The organism is Cupriavidus sp. OTU4054 (assembly GCF_038440175.1).
Classification (GTDB): Bacteria; Pseudomonadota; Gammaproteobacteria; order Burkholderiales; family Burkholderiaceae; genus Cupriavidus; species Cupriavidus pauculus_D.
This window is the reverse complement of the sequence record NZ_JASATF010000009.1, coordinates 85,390-101,238: the sequence shown is the minus strand read 5'-3', so window position 1 is coordinate 101,238 and position 15,849 is coordinate 85,390. Positions and strand designations below refer to the sequence as shown.

At 65.5% G+C, this 15,849-nt stretch carries 13 protein-coding genes; 7 read left to right on the top strand and 6 right to left on the bottom strand.

The annotated features are described in order from the left end of the window. Positions 1 to 4: 4 nt before the first annotated feature. From pdxR to AAHB16_RS13065, 4 genes are all read right to left on the bottom strand, one after another. A complete protein-coding gene (pdxR, locus tag AAHB16_RS13080; RefSeq protein ID WP_342051067.1) occupies positions 5 to 1,531 on the bottom strand; it encodes a MocR-like pyridoxine biosynthesis transcription factor PdxR in 1,527 nt (508 codons plus the stop codon). A gap of 28 nt (positions 1,532 to 1,559) precedes the next feature. After that, a complete protein-coding gene (locus AAHB16_RS13075) occupies positions 1,560 to 2,798 on the bottom strand; it encodes an NAD(P)/FAD-dependent oxidoreductase (protein ID WP_342051066.1) in 1,239 nt (412 codons plus the stop codon). Beyond that, entirely contained in the window at positions 2,795 to 3,139 is a 345-nt protein-coding gene (locus AAHB16_RS13070) for a non-heme iron oxygenase ferredoxin subunit (RefSeq protein ID WP_342051065.1), read from the bottom strand. Before AAHB16_RS13070 ends, AAHB16_RS13075 begins: the two co-directional genes overlap by 4 nt. Positions 3,140 to 3,231: 92 nt before the next feature. After that, positions 3,232 to 4,458, bottom strand: coding sequence for a Rieske 2Fe-2S domain-containing protein (locus AAHB16_RS13065; RefSeq protein ID WP_342051064.1), 1,227 nt, complete (start codon positions 4,456 to 4,458; stop codon positions 3,232 to 3,234). Positions 4,459 to 4,740: 282 nt separating this feature from the next. On the opposite strand from AAHB16_RS13065, the gene AAHB16_RS13060 reads away from it, so the two are divergent. The 7 genes from AAHB16_RS13060 to AAHB16_RS13030 all read left to right on the top strand — a co-directional run bounded on the left by AAHB16_RS13060 (position 4,741) and on the right by AAHB16_RS13030 (position 12,770). Then, entirely contained in the window at positions 4,741 to 6,420 is a 1,680-nt protein-coding gene (locus tag AAHB16_RS13060; protein ID WP_342051063.1) for a pyridoxamine 5'-phosphate oxidase family protein, read from the top strand. A gap of 105 nt (positions 6,421 to 6,525) precedes the next feature. Next, entirely contained in the window at positions 6,526 to 7,152 is a 627-nt protein-coding gene (locus tag AAHB16_RS13055; RefSeq protein ID WP_342051062.1) for an FMN-dependent NADH-azoreductase, read from the top strand. Positions 7,153 to 7,524: 372 nt separating this feature from the next. Continuing rightward, a complete protein-coding gene (locus AAHB16_RS13050) occupies positions 7,525 to 8,841 on the top strand; it encodes an aromatic ring-hydroxylating dioxygenase subunit alpha (protein ID WP_150377105.1) in 1,317 nt (438 codons plus the stop codon). Between the two features lie 79 nt (positions 8,842 to 8,920). Further along, on the top strand, positions 8,921 to 10,357 hold the full coding sequence (locus AAHB16_RS13045; RefSeq protein WP_342051061.1) for a glutamine synthetase family protein: 1,437 nt from the start codon (positions 8,921 to 8,923) through the stop codon (positions 10,355 to 10,357). Between the two features lie 21 nt (positions 10,358 to 10,378). Beyond that, on the top strand, positions 10,379 to 10,702 hold the full coding sequence (locus tag AAHB16_RS13040) for a 2Fe-2S iron-sulfur cluster-binding protein (RefSeq protein ID WP_150377107.1): 324 nt from the start codon (positions 10,379 to 10,381) through the stop codon (positions 10,700 to 10,702). 3 nt (positions 10,703 to 10,705) lie between these two features. Then, positions 10,706 to 11,950 carry an NAD(P)/FAD-dependent oxidoreductase gene (locus AAHB16_RS13035; RefSeq protein ID WP_342051060.1) on the top strand — a complete coding sequence of 415 codons (1,245 nt, stop codon included), beginning with the start codon at positions 10,706 to 10,708 and terminating at the stop codon, positions 11,948 to 11,950. Between the two features lie 91 nt (positions 11,951 to 12,041). Further along, positions 12,042 to 12,770, top strand: coding sequence for a GntR family transcriptional regulator (locus tag AAHB16_RS13030; protein ID WP_150377109.1), 729 nt, complete (start codon positions 12,042 to 12,044; stop codon positions 12,768 to 12,770). Between the two features lie 34 nt (positions 12,771 to 12,804). Here the strand turns inward: AAHB16_RS13030 and AAHB16_RS13025 are convergent, their stop codons facing one another. Together AAHB16_RS13025 and AAHB16_RS13020 are read right to left on the bottom strand one after the other, a co-directional pair. Next, on the bottom strand, positions 12,805 to 14,556 hold the full coding sequence (locus tag AAHB16_RS13025) for an amidohydrolase (protein WP_342051059.1): 1,752 nt from the start codon (positions 14,554 to 14,556) through the stop codon (positions 12,805 to 12,807). 126 nt (positions 14,557 to 14,682) lie between these two features. Beyond that, positions 14,683 to 15,780 carry a porin gene (locus tag AAHB16_RS13020; RefSeq protein WP_342051058.1) on the bottom strand — a complete coding sequence of 366 codons (1,098 nt, stop codon included), beginning with the start codon at positions 15,778 to 15,780 and terminating at the stop codon, positions 14,683 to 14,685. Between the last annotated feature and the right edge of the window lie 69 nt (positions 15,781 to 15,849).

Sequence of the window (15,849 nt, the reverse complement as noted above, 5' to 3'; positions counted from 1 at the left end):
GGGTTCAGGCCGTTGCGATGCTGCCGGTCGGCGCGTCGCAGCGTGCCGCGTTCGCCAGCAACGCAGCCAGGCGGGCGACGCCTGGCTCTATCTGTTCCATCGTGGTATTGGCAAATCCGATCATCAGGCCCTTGCGGCCGCCGGGGGCGTGCGCATGCTGGCTCAGTGCCTGCACCCCGAGTCCGAGCTGGGCCGCCTGTGCGGCAATGCCCGCGTCGTCGCTGCCCTGGGGGAGCGGGAGCACGAGATGCATGCCTCCCTCGGGCGCGACGAAATCCGCGGTCACGACACCACGGCGACGCAGCGCCGCAACCAATGCCGTTTGCCGCGCCGCGTAGATGGTTCGCATGCGGCCGATATGGCGGGCGAGGTGGCCTTCAAGGATAAAGTCCGCCGTGGCGGCCTGCTCGAGCAGCGGCACCTGAAGCTGGGTGAAACGCAAGGCGGCGCGGAATGCCGCCGCGTGCGCACCGGGTACGACCAGATAGCCAAGCCGCAGCCCTGGAAACATGATCTTGCTGAAGCTGCCGACGTAGACCACCTGCGCGGCACCGGTATCGAGTCCGCGCAGCGCGCGCAACGTGTGGCCCGCGTAGTGGAACTCGCTGTCGTAATCGTCCTCGATGATCCATGCGCCGGCACCGCGCGCCCAGGCGAGCAGATCGAGCCGACGCGACAGGCTCATGGTGATCCCGAGCGGAAACTGGTGCGACGGCGTGACGCACGCGAGGCGCGCGTCGGGCGCGAGCCGGAGGCCCGCGGCCACGTCGAGCCCTTCGTGATCGATCGGTACTGCTCGAGGATGCACGCCAGCGCCGAGCAGCGCGCCGAGCGCGTTGCGATAGCCGGGGTCCTCCACCCATGCCACGTCGCCGGGGTCCAGCAGTACCTGCGCCGCGAGCGACATGCCGCCTTGCGCGCCAGCGACGATAAGCACATCGTCCGGGTCGCACACGATGCCGCGCGACACGCCCAGGTACGACGCAATGGCGCGCCGTAGCGGCGGGTAGCCCGCCGCGCCCTTGTGGTCGAGGCTGTCGGTACCGAGCCGGTGCGCGCGGCGCGACACGATGCGGCTCCAGGTGTGCATGGGGAACTCGTCCAGCGCTGGCACACCGACGCGGAACGGTGTGTCGACCCGGGCAGCCGCCGCGGCACTCGAGGCGGCGCGCCCCGCGAGCTGCAGCATGCTGCCGGCGCGGGCCGACAACCGCGCCGAAGCTGGCCCCTGGCCAGTGGGTGGGGGCGACTGGATGCGGTTGGACAGGCGGCGCGACACCACGGTGCCGTGGCCCACGAGCGCGCTCAGGAAGCCTTCGGCATGGAGCTGTTCGTAAGCCACCACCACGGTGTTGCGCGAGACGCTGAGCTCGTCGGCCAGGTCGCGCGTGGAGGGCAGGCGTACGCCGGGTTCGATGCGGCCGGCGAGAATCGACGTGCGGATGCTGTCGCAAAGCTGCTGGTACAGCGGCGTCGTCGATGTCCGATCGAGTTCGCTGCACCACGCGGTGGTGTCGAGCATGGAGGTCATGGTGGGATCCGGGACATCGGCATGGCGGTTATAACAGTTCGCGTAGATTTCCCAGGCAATCGGTCACTCGTTGAAACGTCAACTGCGGATCGCGTTCGACGGCGCGCTTGAGGACACGGATGTCGCGCGCCCGGTTGATGCCGATGGCCCCGATCAGGCGCCTTTCCCGTGCGTACAGATGCAGGGCTCCGCCTTCCGCATCTGTCGACACCAGCGAGCCGTCCGCGACCAGAGGTGCACCAAGGACCTGCAGATTGAAATCGAATTGATCGGACCAGAACCAGGGCACAGCGTCGCCGGCGAGTTGCGGCCCGCTGGCCTGTGGAAGCATCGCCGAGACGGCGCGTGCCGCCTGGACATTGGCGTTGTTCCAGGTCTCCATGCGCACGGCGCAACCGTGCCACATACAGGGGAACTCGGCCACGTCGCCAATCGCGTAGACGTGCGGGTTGGAGGTCCGGCCGCTGGCATCCACACAGATACCGTTGCCGACCGCGAGCCCGGCGTCCACGGCCAGTTGCGCGTTGGGAATCAGCCCGATCCCGACAACGATCATGCCGACCGGGATCGTGCCGCCATCGGATAGCGTCGCGGCCGTTACGCGGCCGTCGCCATGCAGCGTCTCGATCGAGCAGCCAAGCCGGATATCGACGCCGCGGTCCCGATGCGCCATCAGAAGTTCCGTGGCAATGGGCGCGGGCAGCGAGCGGCCGCAGAGCTGCGGTCCACCCTCGATCAGCGTGGTCGCCAGGCCAGCCTGCCGCGCGGCGGCCGCAATTTCGAGTCCGATCCAGCCGCCCCCGATCACCAGCACCGGCGCTTGCGCGGCCTGGCAGTCGGCAAGCGCGGCGCGCAGGCGGCGGGCATCGTGCACCGTGCGCAGATAGTGGACGTTCGCGCTGTCCGCGCCCGCGAGCGCGAGTCTGCGCGCTTCGCCGCCCGTGGCCAGCAGCAGTTTGTCGTAGGCCATCGATGTGCCGCTACGCAGCACGACCCGTTTTTCCGCAACGTCGATACGCGATGCCATATCGGCGAGGTAGAACCGCTCGCGCGGATGCTCGGGCGTGCACAGCGTCAGCGCCTCGAGCGAGGCGGTGCCGTTGAGAAACGCCTTGGAGAGCGGCGGGCGCTCGTAGGGGTACTGGTCTTCGGCGCAGATGACTGAAGTAAAGCCGTCGTAGCCGCGTGTGCGCAGGTGGCGGAGCGACGCGCCGGCACCTTGCCCGCCGCCGACGATGACGATGCGTTGCGGGGCGGCGGAAATCATGCGGACGTGACCTCGGGCGGTACCGCCACGTAGACGGCGTCGTCCTCGATGCGGACCGGGTAGGTCTTGACGTCACATTCGGCGACGGCGAGGCACTTGCCATTGCGAACGTCGTACTTGGCGCCGTGCAGCGGGCATTCCACCACGTGGTCCTCGATAAAGCCCTCGGACAGCAGGGCGTAGGCGTGCGTGCAGACGTCATGGGTGGCAAAGACACCTTCGGGTAGCCGATACAGTGCAATCGGGATGTCGCGGAGCTTCAGCCCCTTGGGATTGCCGGGGCGCACGTCGGCAACCTGGCAGGCGCGCACCCATTCCTCGTGTTTCGTTTCGTGGTCCATTTGCTGCGTATTCCGATATGACAGATGCCGGTAAGGCGAACGGCGGGCGCGGGGCGGCACCCGCCAGAGCCGGCAGGTTGATGACGGGCCGCTCAGCGCGGGAGCGCACGCCAGTCTTGCTCGGCCGATTCCATGCGGCCGCCCGTGGCACGAATCGCGGCATGATCGCGGCCCTGCGGCGTGGCGCTCGCGGGCAACACGCCGCCGGTGTAACGGCGTACGGCGTCGAGCAGCTGGCGGCGAACGCGGATGATGGCCTGGTCGGCCGAGCACAGGTATTCCTTCGTGCGATCGACGATCGGCCCCATGCTGACCTGCGTAACGAAGTCTTCGATGACGATCTCGTGGAAGCCCGTGTGGTTGCCATGCTGCATGAGCGTGCGGTTCTGGCCCCAGTTCTGCTCCGGGCCGCCCGGCATGCCTCCCGCCATCGGCCAGGTATTGGCGCGCTGGGTCCGCTTCATCGAATCCACCGGCCGTTCGGTGTTGTAGTAGATGTACCACTGGATCAGGTGCGTATCGTCGATAGGCACCGCGATGATCACGGTGCGATCCTGGGCCGCGCCAATGCCGATCGGCGGGATCAGCCCGTAATACGGCATCACGAACTCGGTCACGCGCGCCACGCAGGAGCCGTCCGGCGCTTCACGCAGCGCCGCCGCCCGAATACCGTAGTCGGTGTTCTCGAACTGGTAGCGCACCGCGGAGTTGACGCGCGTGGCCGCCATGTCGGTTGGCGAGCTTTCCAGCCAGCTCTGATGCAAGAGCGCGATGTGCGAGGAGTCGATGGTCGCTTCCACGCCCTGTAGCCAGTTGGCGTTCAGCTCGATGCCGCATGCGTAGGCCTGGGTGGCGGGAAGATTCATCCATTCGAAGTTCGGCGGCGGTGGCGCCTCGCCTTCTTCACCCAGCCAGACCCATACGATGCCGGCGCCTTCCACGGTGGGGAAATGGCGGACTTTGACCGTATCGCGGAAACAATCCGGGTTCGACGCTTCGTTGGGGACTTCCAGCACATCGCCCGTCACGCTGATCTTCCAGCCATGGAAGATACATCGGATGGCGCAATCTTCGTTGCGTCCCAGTGCCAGCGACACGCCACGGTGCGGGCAAGCTTCGTCCAGAAAGCCGACGCGGCCATCGGTGGCGCGGAACGCGACGAAGTTCTCGCCGAACAGCCGCACGCGCACGGGGGCACCGTCCGCTTCCAGCCGGGACGACAGCACGGCCGGCATCCAGTAGAGCTGGCGCAGCATGCGCCCCATGGGCGCGCCGTTCTCGACGCGGGTCAGCAGTTCGTTCTCATCAGCAGTGGTCATCTTCGGTATCCGTCGTGGGTAGGAGCCAGCCGGCGCGCCGGCGTGTAGTCTGTCGCAATATCTTCCATAGAAGATAATGGCATGGGTAAGTTAGACCGAAGCCTTTACGGTGTCCATTCTTCGGTTGCCCAGTCCCGGGTTATCCCTAGTGAGTTGGGTAAAAGATGGTTGGGGGATTGGACTGGTCGAGGCGCATGGATTGGTCCTTTCGCCAGGACCAATCGTGCCGGAGCATGGCAATACCAGTGGCATGCGGTATCAGGACCGCAAAAGGAAACAGACATGAATGACACCAGCTACCCCGTGACGGATCGCTCGCGGGTGCGCCTGTTCGGTGGGCGGGGCTCGAATGACAAGCAGGCCATCCACGAGATCATCGACGCGGCGTTGTATGGCGTCGTGTCCTATCAGATCGAGGACCAGCCGTTCGCCACGCCGACCATGGTCTGGCGCCACGGCGATTACGTGTACTGGCATGGCTCCGCGGGCAGCCGCATGCTGAAGCATGTCTCGCAGGGCGTGAACGTTTGCGTGAATTTCACCCTGCTGGATGGCTACGTGCTGTCGCGGCTGGCCTCGGCGCACACGCTGAACTATCGCTCGGTCATGATCTTCGGGCGGCCGGAAGGCGTGGCCGAGCCGGCCGCGCGCCGTGAACAGCTCGAGTATTTCCTCACGCGCTATTTCCCGGGGCGCTGGGACGAAGTCAGGCAACCCACCGAAGCCGAACTGCACAGCATCATCATGGTGCGCATGCGGATCGAAGAGGGCTCGGCGAAGCGCCGTGCGGGGCCGCCGGCCGACGGTCTCGCCATTTTCGGTGGCGAGGCGCTGTACGAGCAGCAATGCTGGGCCGGAGAAATTCCGCTGGCGACGGTGGCGCTGCCGGGGCGCCCGGCCAAGCGGCTGCACGAGTCGGTGGCGACTCCCGACTACGTCACCGGCTTTGCCCGGCGCGCCGGCTATCGGACGCCCGCCGAGGTGAACGCGCACGACGGCCGCTACCCGGTGACCGTCAGCGAGACCGAGATGGTGGGCCGCGACATCAAGCGCTTCCGGCTGGCCGTTGCCGCGGGGCCGGCACTCCCGACGATTGCCGCTGGCGGCCATGTGCGCATCGGCACGGTGCTGGACGACCGCACGCGCGAGGCGCGGCAGTACACCGTTGTGGACGTGGCGCCGGACGGCAACTGGTGCGATATCGCGGTGCTGCGCGAAGCCGCGGGGCGTGGCGGCTCACGCTATCTCCACGACGAGGTGGAGGTGGGCCGTATGCTGGAGATCGAGGTACCCGAGAACGAGTTTCCGCTGGATCCGGCCACGCGGCACGCCATCCTGATCGCGGGCGGGATCGGCGTGACGCCCATCGTGGCGATGGCGCGCGCGCTGCGGCGCGCGGGCACGTCGTTCGAAGTCCACTACAGTGCGCGCGGCATTGACGGTGCGGCATTCGTCGACACATTGCGCGAGATCTGCGGCGATGCGCTGCATCTCTATGACACCGCGGCGGACCACGGCGCGCGCATGCGTTTGCCCGAACTTCTGGCCGGCCGCCCCGCCGGCACGCACAGCTACACCTGCGGACCGGCAGCACTGATCGATGCGGTGGTGGATGCGGCTGCCGCGGTGGGCTTCCCGGCGGCATGCGTGCATCACGAACTGTTCAAGGCACCGGCGCCGCTGAGCAGCGACAAGCCCGTGACCGTGTCGTTCGTCCGGTCCCGGCGCGAGTTGCGTGTGGAGCCCGGTACCTCGATCCTCGATGCCGCGCTGTCCATCGGTATCCCTGTGCCGCACAGCTGCAAGCGCGGCGAATGCGGGTTGTGCGCGACGAAGGTACTGGGCGGTTCGAAGGTTTCCTATCGCGACCGCTTCCTGACCGATGCGCAACGAAGTAACGAAGCGCTGGCCTGCGTTTGCGTGTGCTGGGCCGAGGGTGAGTCCCTGGCGGTGGATCTCTGATCGGCTGGGCAATCGCGTGAAAGGCGCGGCAGCCCGGTGAAAAACAACCGATGATCGTGCGCGCTAGATCGCGCCATCATCGGTGCAACAAGCAAAGGATTCAACGTGACCAAGATTCTTCATATCGTCGGCTCGCCGCGCGAGAACAGCCAGTCGGCAATGGTGGCGCAGGCGCTGCTCGATACGTATGCCGCCAAGCATGCGAACCCGCGCATCGATACGCTCAACCTCTGGGAGCTCGATCTGCCCGAGATGCGCGAAGACGTACTCAACGCGAAATACGCGGTGTTCGCCCGGCGCGAGCATACGGCCGAGCAAGCCACCGCATGGGCCACCGTGCAAAAGGAGGTGGCACGCCTTCTCGAGTACGACGTATTGCTGTTCAGCGTTCCGATGTGGAACTGGGGGCTGCCGTATCGGATCAAGCATTACATCGACGTGATCACGCAGCCGGGGCTGACCTTCAAGTGGACGCCGGAGCGTGGCTACGAAGGGCTGGTGCTTGGCCGGCGCGCGGTGGTGATCTATGCGAGTTCGTTCGACTACGCGGCCGGCACCCCGCTCGCGCCGTTCGATCATCAGAAGCCCTATCTCGAGGATTGGCTGCGCATGATTGGCGTGGATGCCATCGAGACCATCGCCTTCGGTCCGACACACCCCGACGCTCCGGCCATGCCGGCTGCGCGTGAACAGGCACTCGCGCGCGCGGCCGCCATCGCGGTGTCGCTGTAATGCCATCACGCTCAGGCACGCTCGCGCCGCAGCGCTGCCGCACGACAATGGTGCGCGCTGCATGCAAGGTGTACGCAAAAATGTACAGCAGACCCGAAATCGGCATGCAATCGTGACGTTCTCCTGCATTTAAGGGTAAACACTTACGACGCGTTTCCGATCGGATTATTCCGCAATTTACGTAATAAAAACATATGGTTAGTGCGGAGTAGCAGGGTCGTGACAGGTATCGGATATCGAGGCGGCTGATGTTCGCTCGTTCTCCCTCTTGTTTTGTCTGTATGCAGTGAATAGTATTGCTGCATACAACAGGCCGATATGGCGTCGGCCAACTCATCCACAAACCGCCTTTCGAGCAGGAGATCCCCCATCATGATGTCCAGGGAACAGAACGATTTCATTACCCGCGTGGGTGCCGATGCGCCGGCTGGCCGTCTGCTGCGCCAGTACTGGCAGCCGGTTGCGCTGATCGACGAATTCGAGGGGGAGCGTCCCGTCCGCGCCGTGCGCCTGATGGGCCAGGACTTCGTGGTGTTTCGCGACGAGCAGGGCCAGTACGGGATGCTCGATCGCGACTGCCCGCATCGGGGTGCGGACCTGAGCTTCGGGCGTCTCGAGGACGGTGGGTTGCGTTGCCCGTTCCATGGCTGGCTGTTCGATCGCAACGGTACCTGCCTGCAGACCCCCGCCGAGCCGGCCGGCAGCAAGCTGTGCACCCGCATCAAGCAGAAGGCCTACCCGGTGGTCGAACGCAGCGGCATGCTGTTTGCCTTCATTGGCGAAGGCGAGCCGCCCGCGTTCCCGGCGTTCGACTGCTTTATCGCGCCGAACCAGTACACGTTTGCATTCAAGGGGCTGCTCGAATGCAACTGGCTCCAGGCACTCGAAGTCGGTATCGATCCCGCACATGCCTCGTTCCTGCATCGCTTCTTCGAGGACGAGGACACTTCCGAGAGCTATGGCAAGCAGTTCCGTGGCGCGTCGGCCGACTCGGCCATGCCGATCACCAAGGTGCTGCGCGAGTTCGAATGCCCGCAGATCAACCTTGCTTCGACCGACTACGGCATGCGCCTGACGGCACTGCGCGACCTGGGCGAAGGCGAGCAGCACGTGCGCGTGACCAATGTCGTGTTCCCGCAGGCATTCATCATCCCGATGAGCGCCGAGATGACCATCGCGCAATGGCATGTGCCCATCGACGACACCAGCTGCTACTGGTACGCGATCTTCACGAGCTTCACCGAGCCCGTGAACAAGCAACAGATGCGCGACCAGCGCCTTGCACTGTACGAGCTGCCCGACTATCGCCCGCGCCAGAACAAGGCCAACCAGTACGGCTTCAATCCGTACGAGCAGCAGACCAAGACGTACACCGGGATGGGCAACGATATCAATGTGCACGACCAGTGGGCCGTCGAGTCGCAGGGGCCGATCCAGGACCGTACCCGCGAGCATCTGGGTACCACCGACAAGGGGATCATTGCCTACCGAAAGCTGCTGGTGGAAGCCATCGAGGCGAACGAGCGCGGCGAGAAGGCATTGATGATGGTCGACGTCGATGAGGCCAGCACGCTGACCGGCCCGCCGTCGATCGATGGCGTCAGCGTCGGCAACGTGGAGCACGAAGTCTACTGGCGCGGTGCCGACGCAAAGCGGCGCGCCGACTCGGAGTGGGCGTCGCGCACCTGACGTCATCGGACTGCATACCTCATCAACTACCTAGGCGGCCCTTCCGCGCGCGCGACGCGGGGCGGAGGGCCGGACCCATATGGCATTCGTAGACAAATTCGGCCTCTGGACCGAGGCGCAGTCGCGCGCGGCGGACGAGATGGCGCGGCGGATCGGCGCGGGCGATATCGACGTCGTTCGCTTTTCCTTCCCAGACCAGCACGGCGTGCTGCGCGGCAAGGCCCTGGTCGCATCGGAGGCGGTGCGTGTATTGCGCAGCGGTCTGAACGTCACCACCACGCTGTTTGCGAAGGACACCTCGCACCGCACGGTGTTTCCGGTATTCCAGGCGGGCGGTGGCTTCGATATTCCGGGCATGCAGGGCGGGGCGGACGTCACGCTGATACCTGACCCGACCACGTTCAAGGTGCTTCCGTGGGCGCCGAACACGGGTTGGGTGCTCTGCGATCCGTACTTCCACGACGGCCGTGCCGTGCCGTTCGCCACGCGCCGCCAGTTGCGCAATGCCGAGCAACAGCTGGAGGCCGAAGGCTATCGGCTGGTCACTGGGCTGGAGGTGGAGTTTCACGTCTTCAAGCTGCTCGGCGAGCATATGGCCCCCGACGACGCGGGTCAGCCCGGCGAGCCGCCCGACGTCGGTCTGCTGTCGCATGGCTACCAGTTCCTGACCGAGTCGCGCTACGACGCCACCGAGACCGTCATCGAACTGATCCGCAAGAACGTGCAGCAACTGGGCCTGCCCGTGCGTTCGCTGGAGATCGAGTTCGGGCCGAGCCAGTTCGAATTCACGTTCGCGCCAGCCAGCCCGTGCGAGACGGCCGACGCCATGGTGCTGTTCCGCAGCGCGGTGAAGCAGGTCTGCAAACGTCACGGCTACCATGCCACGTTCATGTGCCGCCCCAAGATCCGCAACGTGGTCTCGAGCGGATGGCACCTGCACCAGTCGCTGCAGCGCGTGCAGGACGGCACCAACGCGATGATGCCGGAGCGTGCTGGCGACGACCTGTCCGCGGTCGGACGTCATTACATGGGCGGGCTGCTCCAGCACGCCTGCGCCGCCACCGCGTTTTCCACGCCGACCATCAACGGCTACAAGCGCTTTCGCGCCTTCTCGCTGGCGCCGGACCGCGCGATCTGGGCGCGCGACAACCGTGGCGCGATGCTGCGAGTCCTGGGCGGCGCCGGAGATACGGCCACACGCATCGAGAATCGCGTGGGGGAACCGGCAGCCAATCCGTATCTGTATCTCGCCTCGCAGATTGTCTCCGGGCTCGATGGTATTCGCCGTGAGCTGGACCCGGGTCCGTCCGCGGACTCGCCTTACGAGACCCCGGCACCTTATCTGCCCAAGACGCTCGACGAGGCGCTGGACTGCCTGCGGCAGGACGATGTGCTGCGCGAAGGCATGGGCCATGGTTTCGTCGATTACTTCTGCCATATCAAGCAGGCCGAGATCGATCGCTTCAACCTCGAAGTGAGCGACTGGGAGCAGCGCGAATACTTCGACACGTTCTAAAGATCAAGCAGTGAGGATGTCATGCCGACAATTACCTACGTCCTGAAGGACGGCAACACGAAGACGGTGGCGGCGGCCAACGGAAAGACCCTGATGGAGCTGGCCATTGCCAGCAACGTGCGCGGTATCGACGCCGAGTGCGGCGGCTGCTGCTCGTGTGCCACGTGCCACGTGTACATCGATCCGGCCTGGCTGGACAAGCTGCCCGCTCCCGACGAGATGGAGAACGAACTGCTCGAAGGCGTGGCCGCCGAGCGCACGGACGCCAGCCGGCTCAGCTGTCAGATCGTCCTGAGCGATGCACTGGACGGCATGATCGTGCGCGTGCCGGCAACGCAGGGGTAGAGCATGGCAGACCTCGTCATCCTCGGCGCCTCGTATGCGGGTACCCAGCTCGCGCTGGCCGCGCGCGCCAACGGCTTCGCGGGCGCGATCACCATGATCGGTGACGAGCCGCATCTGCCGTATCAACGGCCGCCATTGTCCAAAGGGTTCCTGCGCGACGAGGTGGATGCGTCGAGCCTGCCCTTGCAGTCGCCCGAGCGCTTCGCGGAAGAGCGCATCGTGCTGCGTACCGGTGTCCGGGCGCTCCGTATCGACCGCACTGCGCGCACGGTCGCGTTGTCCGATGGCAGCACGCTCGGGTATGACCGTCTGGCGCTGACGACGGGGGCGCGCTGCCGTACGTTGTCCTGCGAAGGAGCGGGGCTTGCCAACGTGCATTACCTGCGCGATCTGGCCGATGCCGGCGCGATTCGGGATAGCGCCAGCCGCGTGCGCCATGCCGTGGTGATCGGCGGCGGGTTCATCGGGCTGGAGGTAGCCGCCGCGCTGCGCGTGCTCGGCCTCGACGTTACCGTGGTCGAAATGCAGGAGCGGCTGCTGCAGCGCGCGGTACCGCCACTGATCTCGTCGTTCCTGATGCAGGCGCATGAACGGCAGGGCGTGCACTTCCGCATGGCATCGCGTGTGCGCCGTCTGGTCGGGCAGGGGACGGTCGAGGCAGTGGAGCTCGAATCGGGCGAGGTGCTTCCGGCGGGCATGGTCGTCGCTGGCCTGGGCGTCGTTCCCAACGCGGAGCTGGCGGAAGCTTGCGGGCTGACCGTCGACAACGGGATCGTGGTCGATGCCTTCGCGCGTACCAGCGATCCCCTGATCGTGGCAGCCGGCGACTGCGCGTCGTACCCGAACCCCTGGCTCAATGCTTCGGCTCGCGGCGGCCCGGCCGATCGGCGCGTGCGCGTCGAGTCCATCCAGAGCGCAAACGACCTGGCCCGGGTCGCTGCCGCCGCGCTGGCGGATTGCGCCACGCCGTACGAGGCCGTGCCGTGGTTCTGGTCGGATCAGTACGGCTACAAGGTCCAAATGGTGGGGACTTCGGAGGGACGCGAAGAGATCGTGCTGCGCGGCGAGGTGGCGAGCGGCAAGTTCACCGCCCTGTACTTGCGTGACGGCATCCTCATCGGCGCGGATTCGGTGAATCGGCCCATTGACCATATGGCCGCGCGGCGCCTGGTTGCCGCTCGCGTGCGGTCCGATGCGGCGCTATTGCGGGACGAGTCGGTTGCTCTGAAATCGCTCGTGCCAGCCTGAGCGGCCGCGCTGGTGTACCATACCGCCATTGCATGCAGTGTCTACAAGTTCGTATGCAGTGCTGCCGGAAATCAAAACAATGAGAGGCGTCATGGAATCCCACCAGACCCGGGTATTGGTACAACTGCGCGACCTGATCCTCAAGGGCGAGTTCGAGCCGGGCGCGCGTCTCGCGGAGATCCCGCTGGCCGAGAAGCTCGGCGTCTCGCGCACGCCGGTCAGGCTGGCTCTCGCATCGCTCGAGCAGGAGGGCCTGATCGAGCCATCGCCCAGCAGTGGCTACATGATGCGGCGCTTCACGCCGCGCGAAATCCAGGACGCGATTGCCGTGCGCGGGCATCTCGAAGGCATGGCCGCGCGGCTGGTGGCCGAACATGGGCTCTCGCGGCAATTGACGCTCGATCTGCAGGATTGCCTTCGCGAGGGCGATCGCGCGTTGATGAAGCCGCAACTCGACTACGACGACTACGTCGCGTACAGCAATATGAATGATCGCTTCCACGCGCTGATCGTCGAGGGCAGCGGCAACAGCGCGCTGGTACGCGCCATCGAACTCAACAATCGCCTGCCGTTCGCCGCGGCCAGCGCCATGCTGCCGATGCAGTCCGCCGTGGAAGAGGGCCAGCAATGGCTGGTCTACGCGCATCGCCAGCATCACAGCCTGTTCGATGCCATGCAGCGTGGCGAAGGGACCCGCGCCCAGGCGCTGGCGACCGAACACGTCAATGTGGCCCGCCTCAATCTCGAGACCGCGCTGGATCGTCCGGAGCAGGCATCGCAGGTCATGCCCGCGATGCGCTTGTTCGTCACGGCGGCCTGAACGCCAATCGGCATTTGCCCAGGCCGCGCGCCGATCAGTTCGACGCCTGGTACACCACCTTGTCGTTGACGATGGTCTGCACGGGCTTGATATCCTTGATCTGGTCTTCCGGCACGGTGGTGTAGTCCGCGGACAGCACCACCATATCGGCAAACTTGCCCGGCTCGATCGATCCCTTGCGCGTCTCCTCGAACGTGTAATACGGCCCGGCGTTGGTGTACAGCCGCAGCGCCTCTTCGCGCGAAATGGCCTGGTCGGCGCCATACACCTTGCCGCGCGGGTCCTTGCGCGTGACCATGATGTAGAGGCCAACGAACGGATTGAGGATGTTCACCTGGTTGTCGGTGCCGGCGGCGGTGCCCTCGATGCCGAGCGTGTCGACGAGCCAGCGCGTCGGTACGGCCCGGCCGGCCAGTTCGGTGCCCATGTATTTCTCCACGGTGGCAGCCTTGTCCCACATGAAGATGTTCTGCGCGTCCACGCGAACGCCGAGCGCCTTGGCCCGCTGCATCTGCTCGCGCGTCATGAGGCTGCCGTGGATCACGACGAAGCGACGATCCTTGAGCGAGCGGTCCTTGTCTGCTCCGGCATAGGCGTCCAGCACGAGGTCCACGGCGGCGTCGCCCACGGCATGCGTGCCCACGCGCCAGCCGTGCCGGTTGGCCAGTATCACGCTCTGCTTGTAGGCGACGGGGTCCAGCGCCAGCGTGCCGTGGTTGTGAGGGTCGTCCGCGTAGGCCTGGTGAATATAGGCGGACTTCAGCGTCATGCCGCCATCCGACACGATCTTGATGCCGGCCGTGCGCACCCAGTCGTTTCCGGTGTCGTCCTTGAACCTGGCCGCGTTCAGTTGCTTCTCGAAATCCGCCGCGGTGAGCGCAACCGGTTTCCACATCACGCCAGTGCGTACCGTGGATTGCTTGCGCTCGGCTACGGCGAAATAGGCATCGATCTCGTCTTCGGTCAGCGCGGCATCGATGGCGCTGGTTATGCCCGACGCGTTGTAGACGTGCTGCGCGGCAACCAGCTGGGTAATCAGCTGCTCGCGCGTGGGTCGCGGGATCTTGTGCTCGACCAGATCGATCGCGGTTTCCTCGAGCAGGCCGGTGGCGTCACCGTTGGCATCGCGGTAGATCTTGCCACCCACGGGATCCTTGGTGGCCCGTGTAATGCCTGCCAGTTCCAGCGCCTTGGTGTTGGCCATGGCGAAGTGTCCCACCGTCTGCACGAACAGCGGGTTGGCCGGCGCGGCGACATCGAGCTCCTGACGCGTCAGGTAGCGGTGCTCGGCCAGTTGCGACGGCGGGTGCCAGCGGCCCGACAGCACCCATGCGCCAGGCGCGATGGCTTTACGGCGAATGAATTCGGCAATGATGCGCTGGGTATCGGCCACAGACGTTGCGCTGATGACCTGCGCCGTGGTTTCCGCCGTGCCCGCGCCGATCATGTGGCTATGGCTGTCCATCATGCCGGGGATGACGGTGCGACCCTGAAGGTCGACGACGCGAGTGGCTGGCGCCACGTGCTGGCGGATCGCTTCGGTGGAACCCACGTCGATGAACTTGCCGTCCTTGACCGCAACGGCTTGCGCGATCGAGAAGCGCCGATCCACCGTCACGATCTTGCCGTTGAGGTAAACCGTGTCCGCCGGCGAGGCCGGCGAGAACGCTGGTGAAGACGTGGTGGCGGAGGGCGCGCAGGCACTCGTCATCAGCGCGGCAGTGGCGGTGGCCAACACGGAAAGCCAGGGGTGTGCGCGGTGGGCAGGGGGGCGTGTGCGAATCATCAAAGTCTCCTCTGGTGTGAAATGGGTTGTTGCGATGGGATGGCCCGAGGACGCAAAAAAAAATGGTTTCGCAAGAAGGCTCCGCTTCAGCGCGGCTGCAGGGGAGCCCCTTGCGGTGGGATGACGTCAGAAGATCTGCTTGATGCCCAGCATGGCGCCAAACTGGTTCGCACCTGCCACCGGCGCAGAGCCGCCCGCCGCGTTGCTGACCGAAAGGGCGAGCGAGCCCCGGTTATCGATATAGCCAACCGTGGCGTACGCGAGCGTGCGCTTCGAGAACGAGTACGACCCTCGCATCGCTCCGAGCCATGCCTTGTTCGGGCTGTTGCTGAACTTGACGTAGAACACTTCGCTGGCGACGTTGAAAGCCGGCGTCACGTCGTAGGACGCGCCGGCGTAGTACAGCTGGCTATGGCCGGGCGAATTGGCGGAACCTTCGTTGTTGCGGTTGATGACGCCGAGCCCGACCTTCACGCTGGAGAACAGCGCATAGCCGCCCACCGACAAGCGGTCGTCCTTCAGGCTGCTGCTGGTCAGGCCGCCAAAGGCATCGGCGCCGCCGCGCTGCGAGTCGTAGGCGACGTGTGTCCCCCATTGCGGCGTCTCGTACATCAGCAGGGCCGACCAGGCGCGGCAGGCCTGCACGTCGGCAGGATTCTCGCCGGCGCAGTTCGTGCCCGAGATGCTGTTTGCCCGCACCGTATCGCGCCCCAGACTGTAGGTCGCGCCGACGGTGAATCCTCCGAACTTGCCCTTGTAGGTCACCGCGTTGTCGTGCCGCGCGTTGGGCAGATAGCTATCGATCGAGCCGCTGCCGAACGCGTTCGGCCCAAGCGTGTCCGTGTCGAGGGTGGCCCAGAACAGCATCGAGTACTGACGTCCGAATGCGATCTGGCCCCATTGGCCATTCAGGCCGACAAAGGCTTGCCGGCCGAACAGGCGCCCACCCTGGTTGGAGTTGCCGCTGTCGGGCGCAAAACCCGACTCGAGCACGAACACGCTCTTGATGCCACCGCCCAGGTCCTCGGACCCGCGCATGCCCCAGCGGGATGGCACCGTGCCCGTCAGGTTCGGCATGCGCACGAGGCCGTTTCCGTTCGTCCCCACGTGATTGACGAACTCGACACCGGTGTCCACCACGCCGTAGAGCGTGACGGATTGCGCGTAGGCACCCAGTGGCAAGGCGAGGAAACAAGCGGACACGGCAATACGGCTCAACTTCATACATCTCTCCTTGGTCATGTGGCGCTAGGCCATGTGGATTGTTTTGAGAAATCGAAGGGCGAGTGCTAC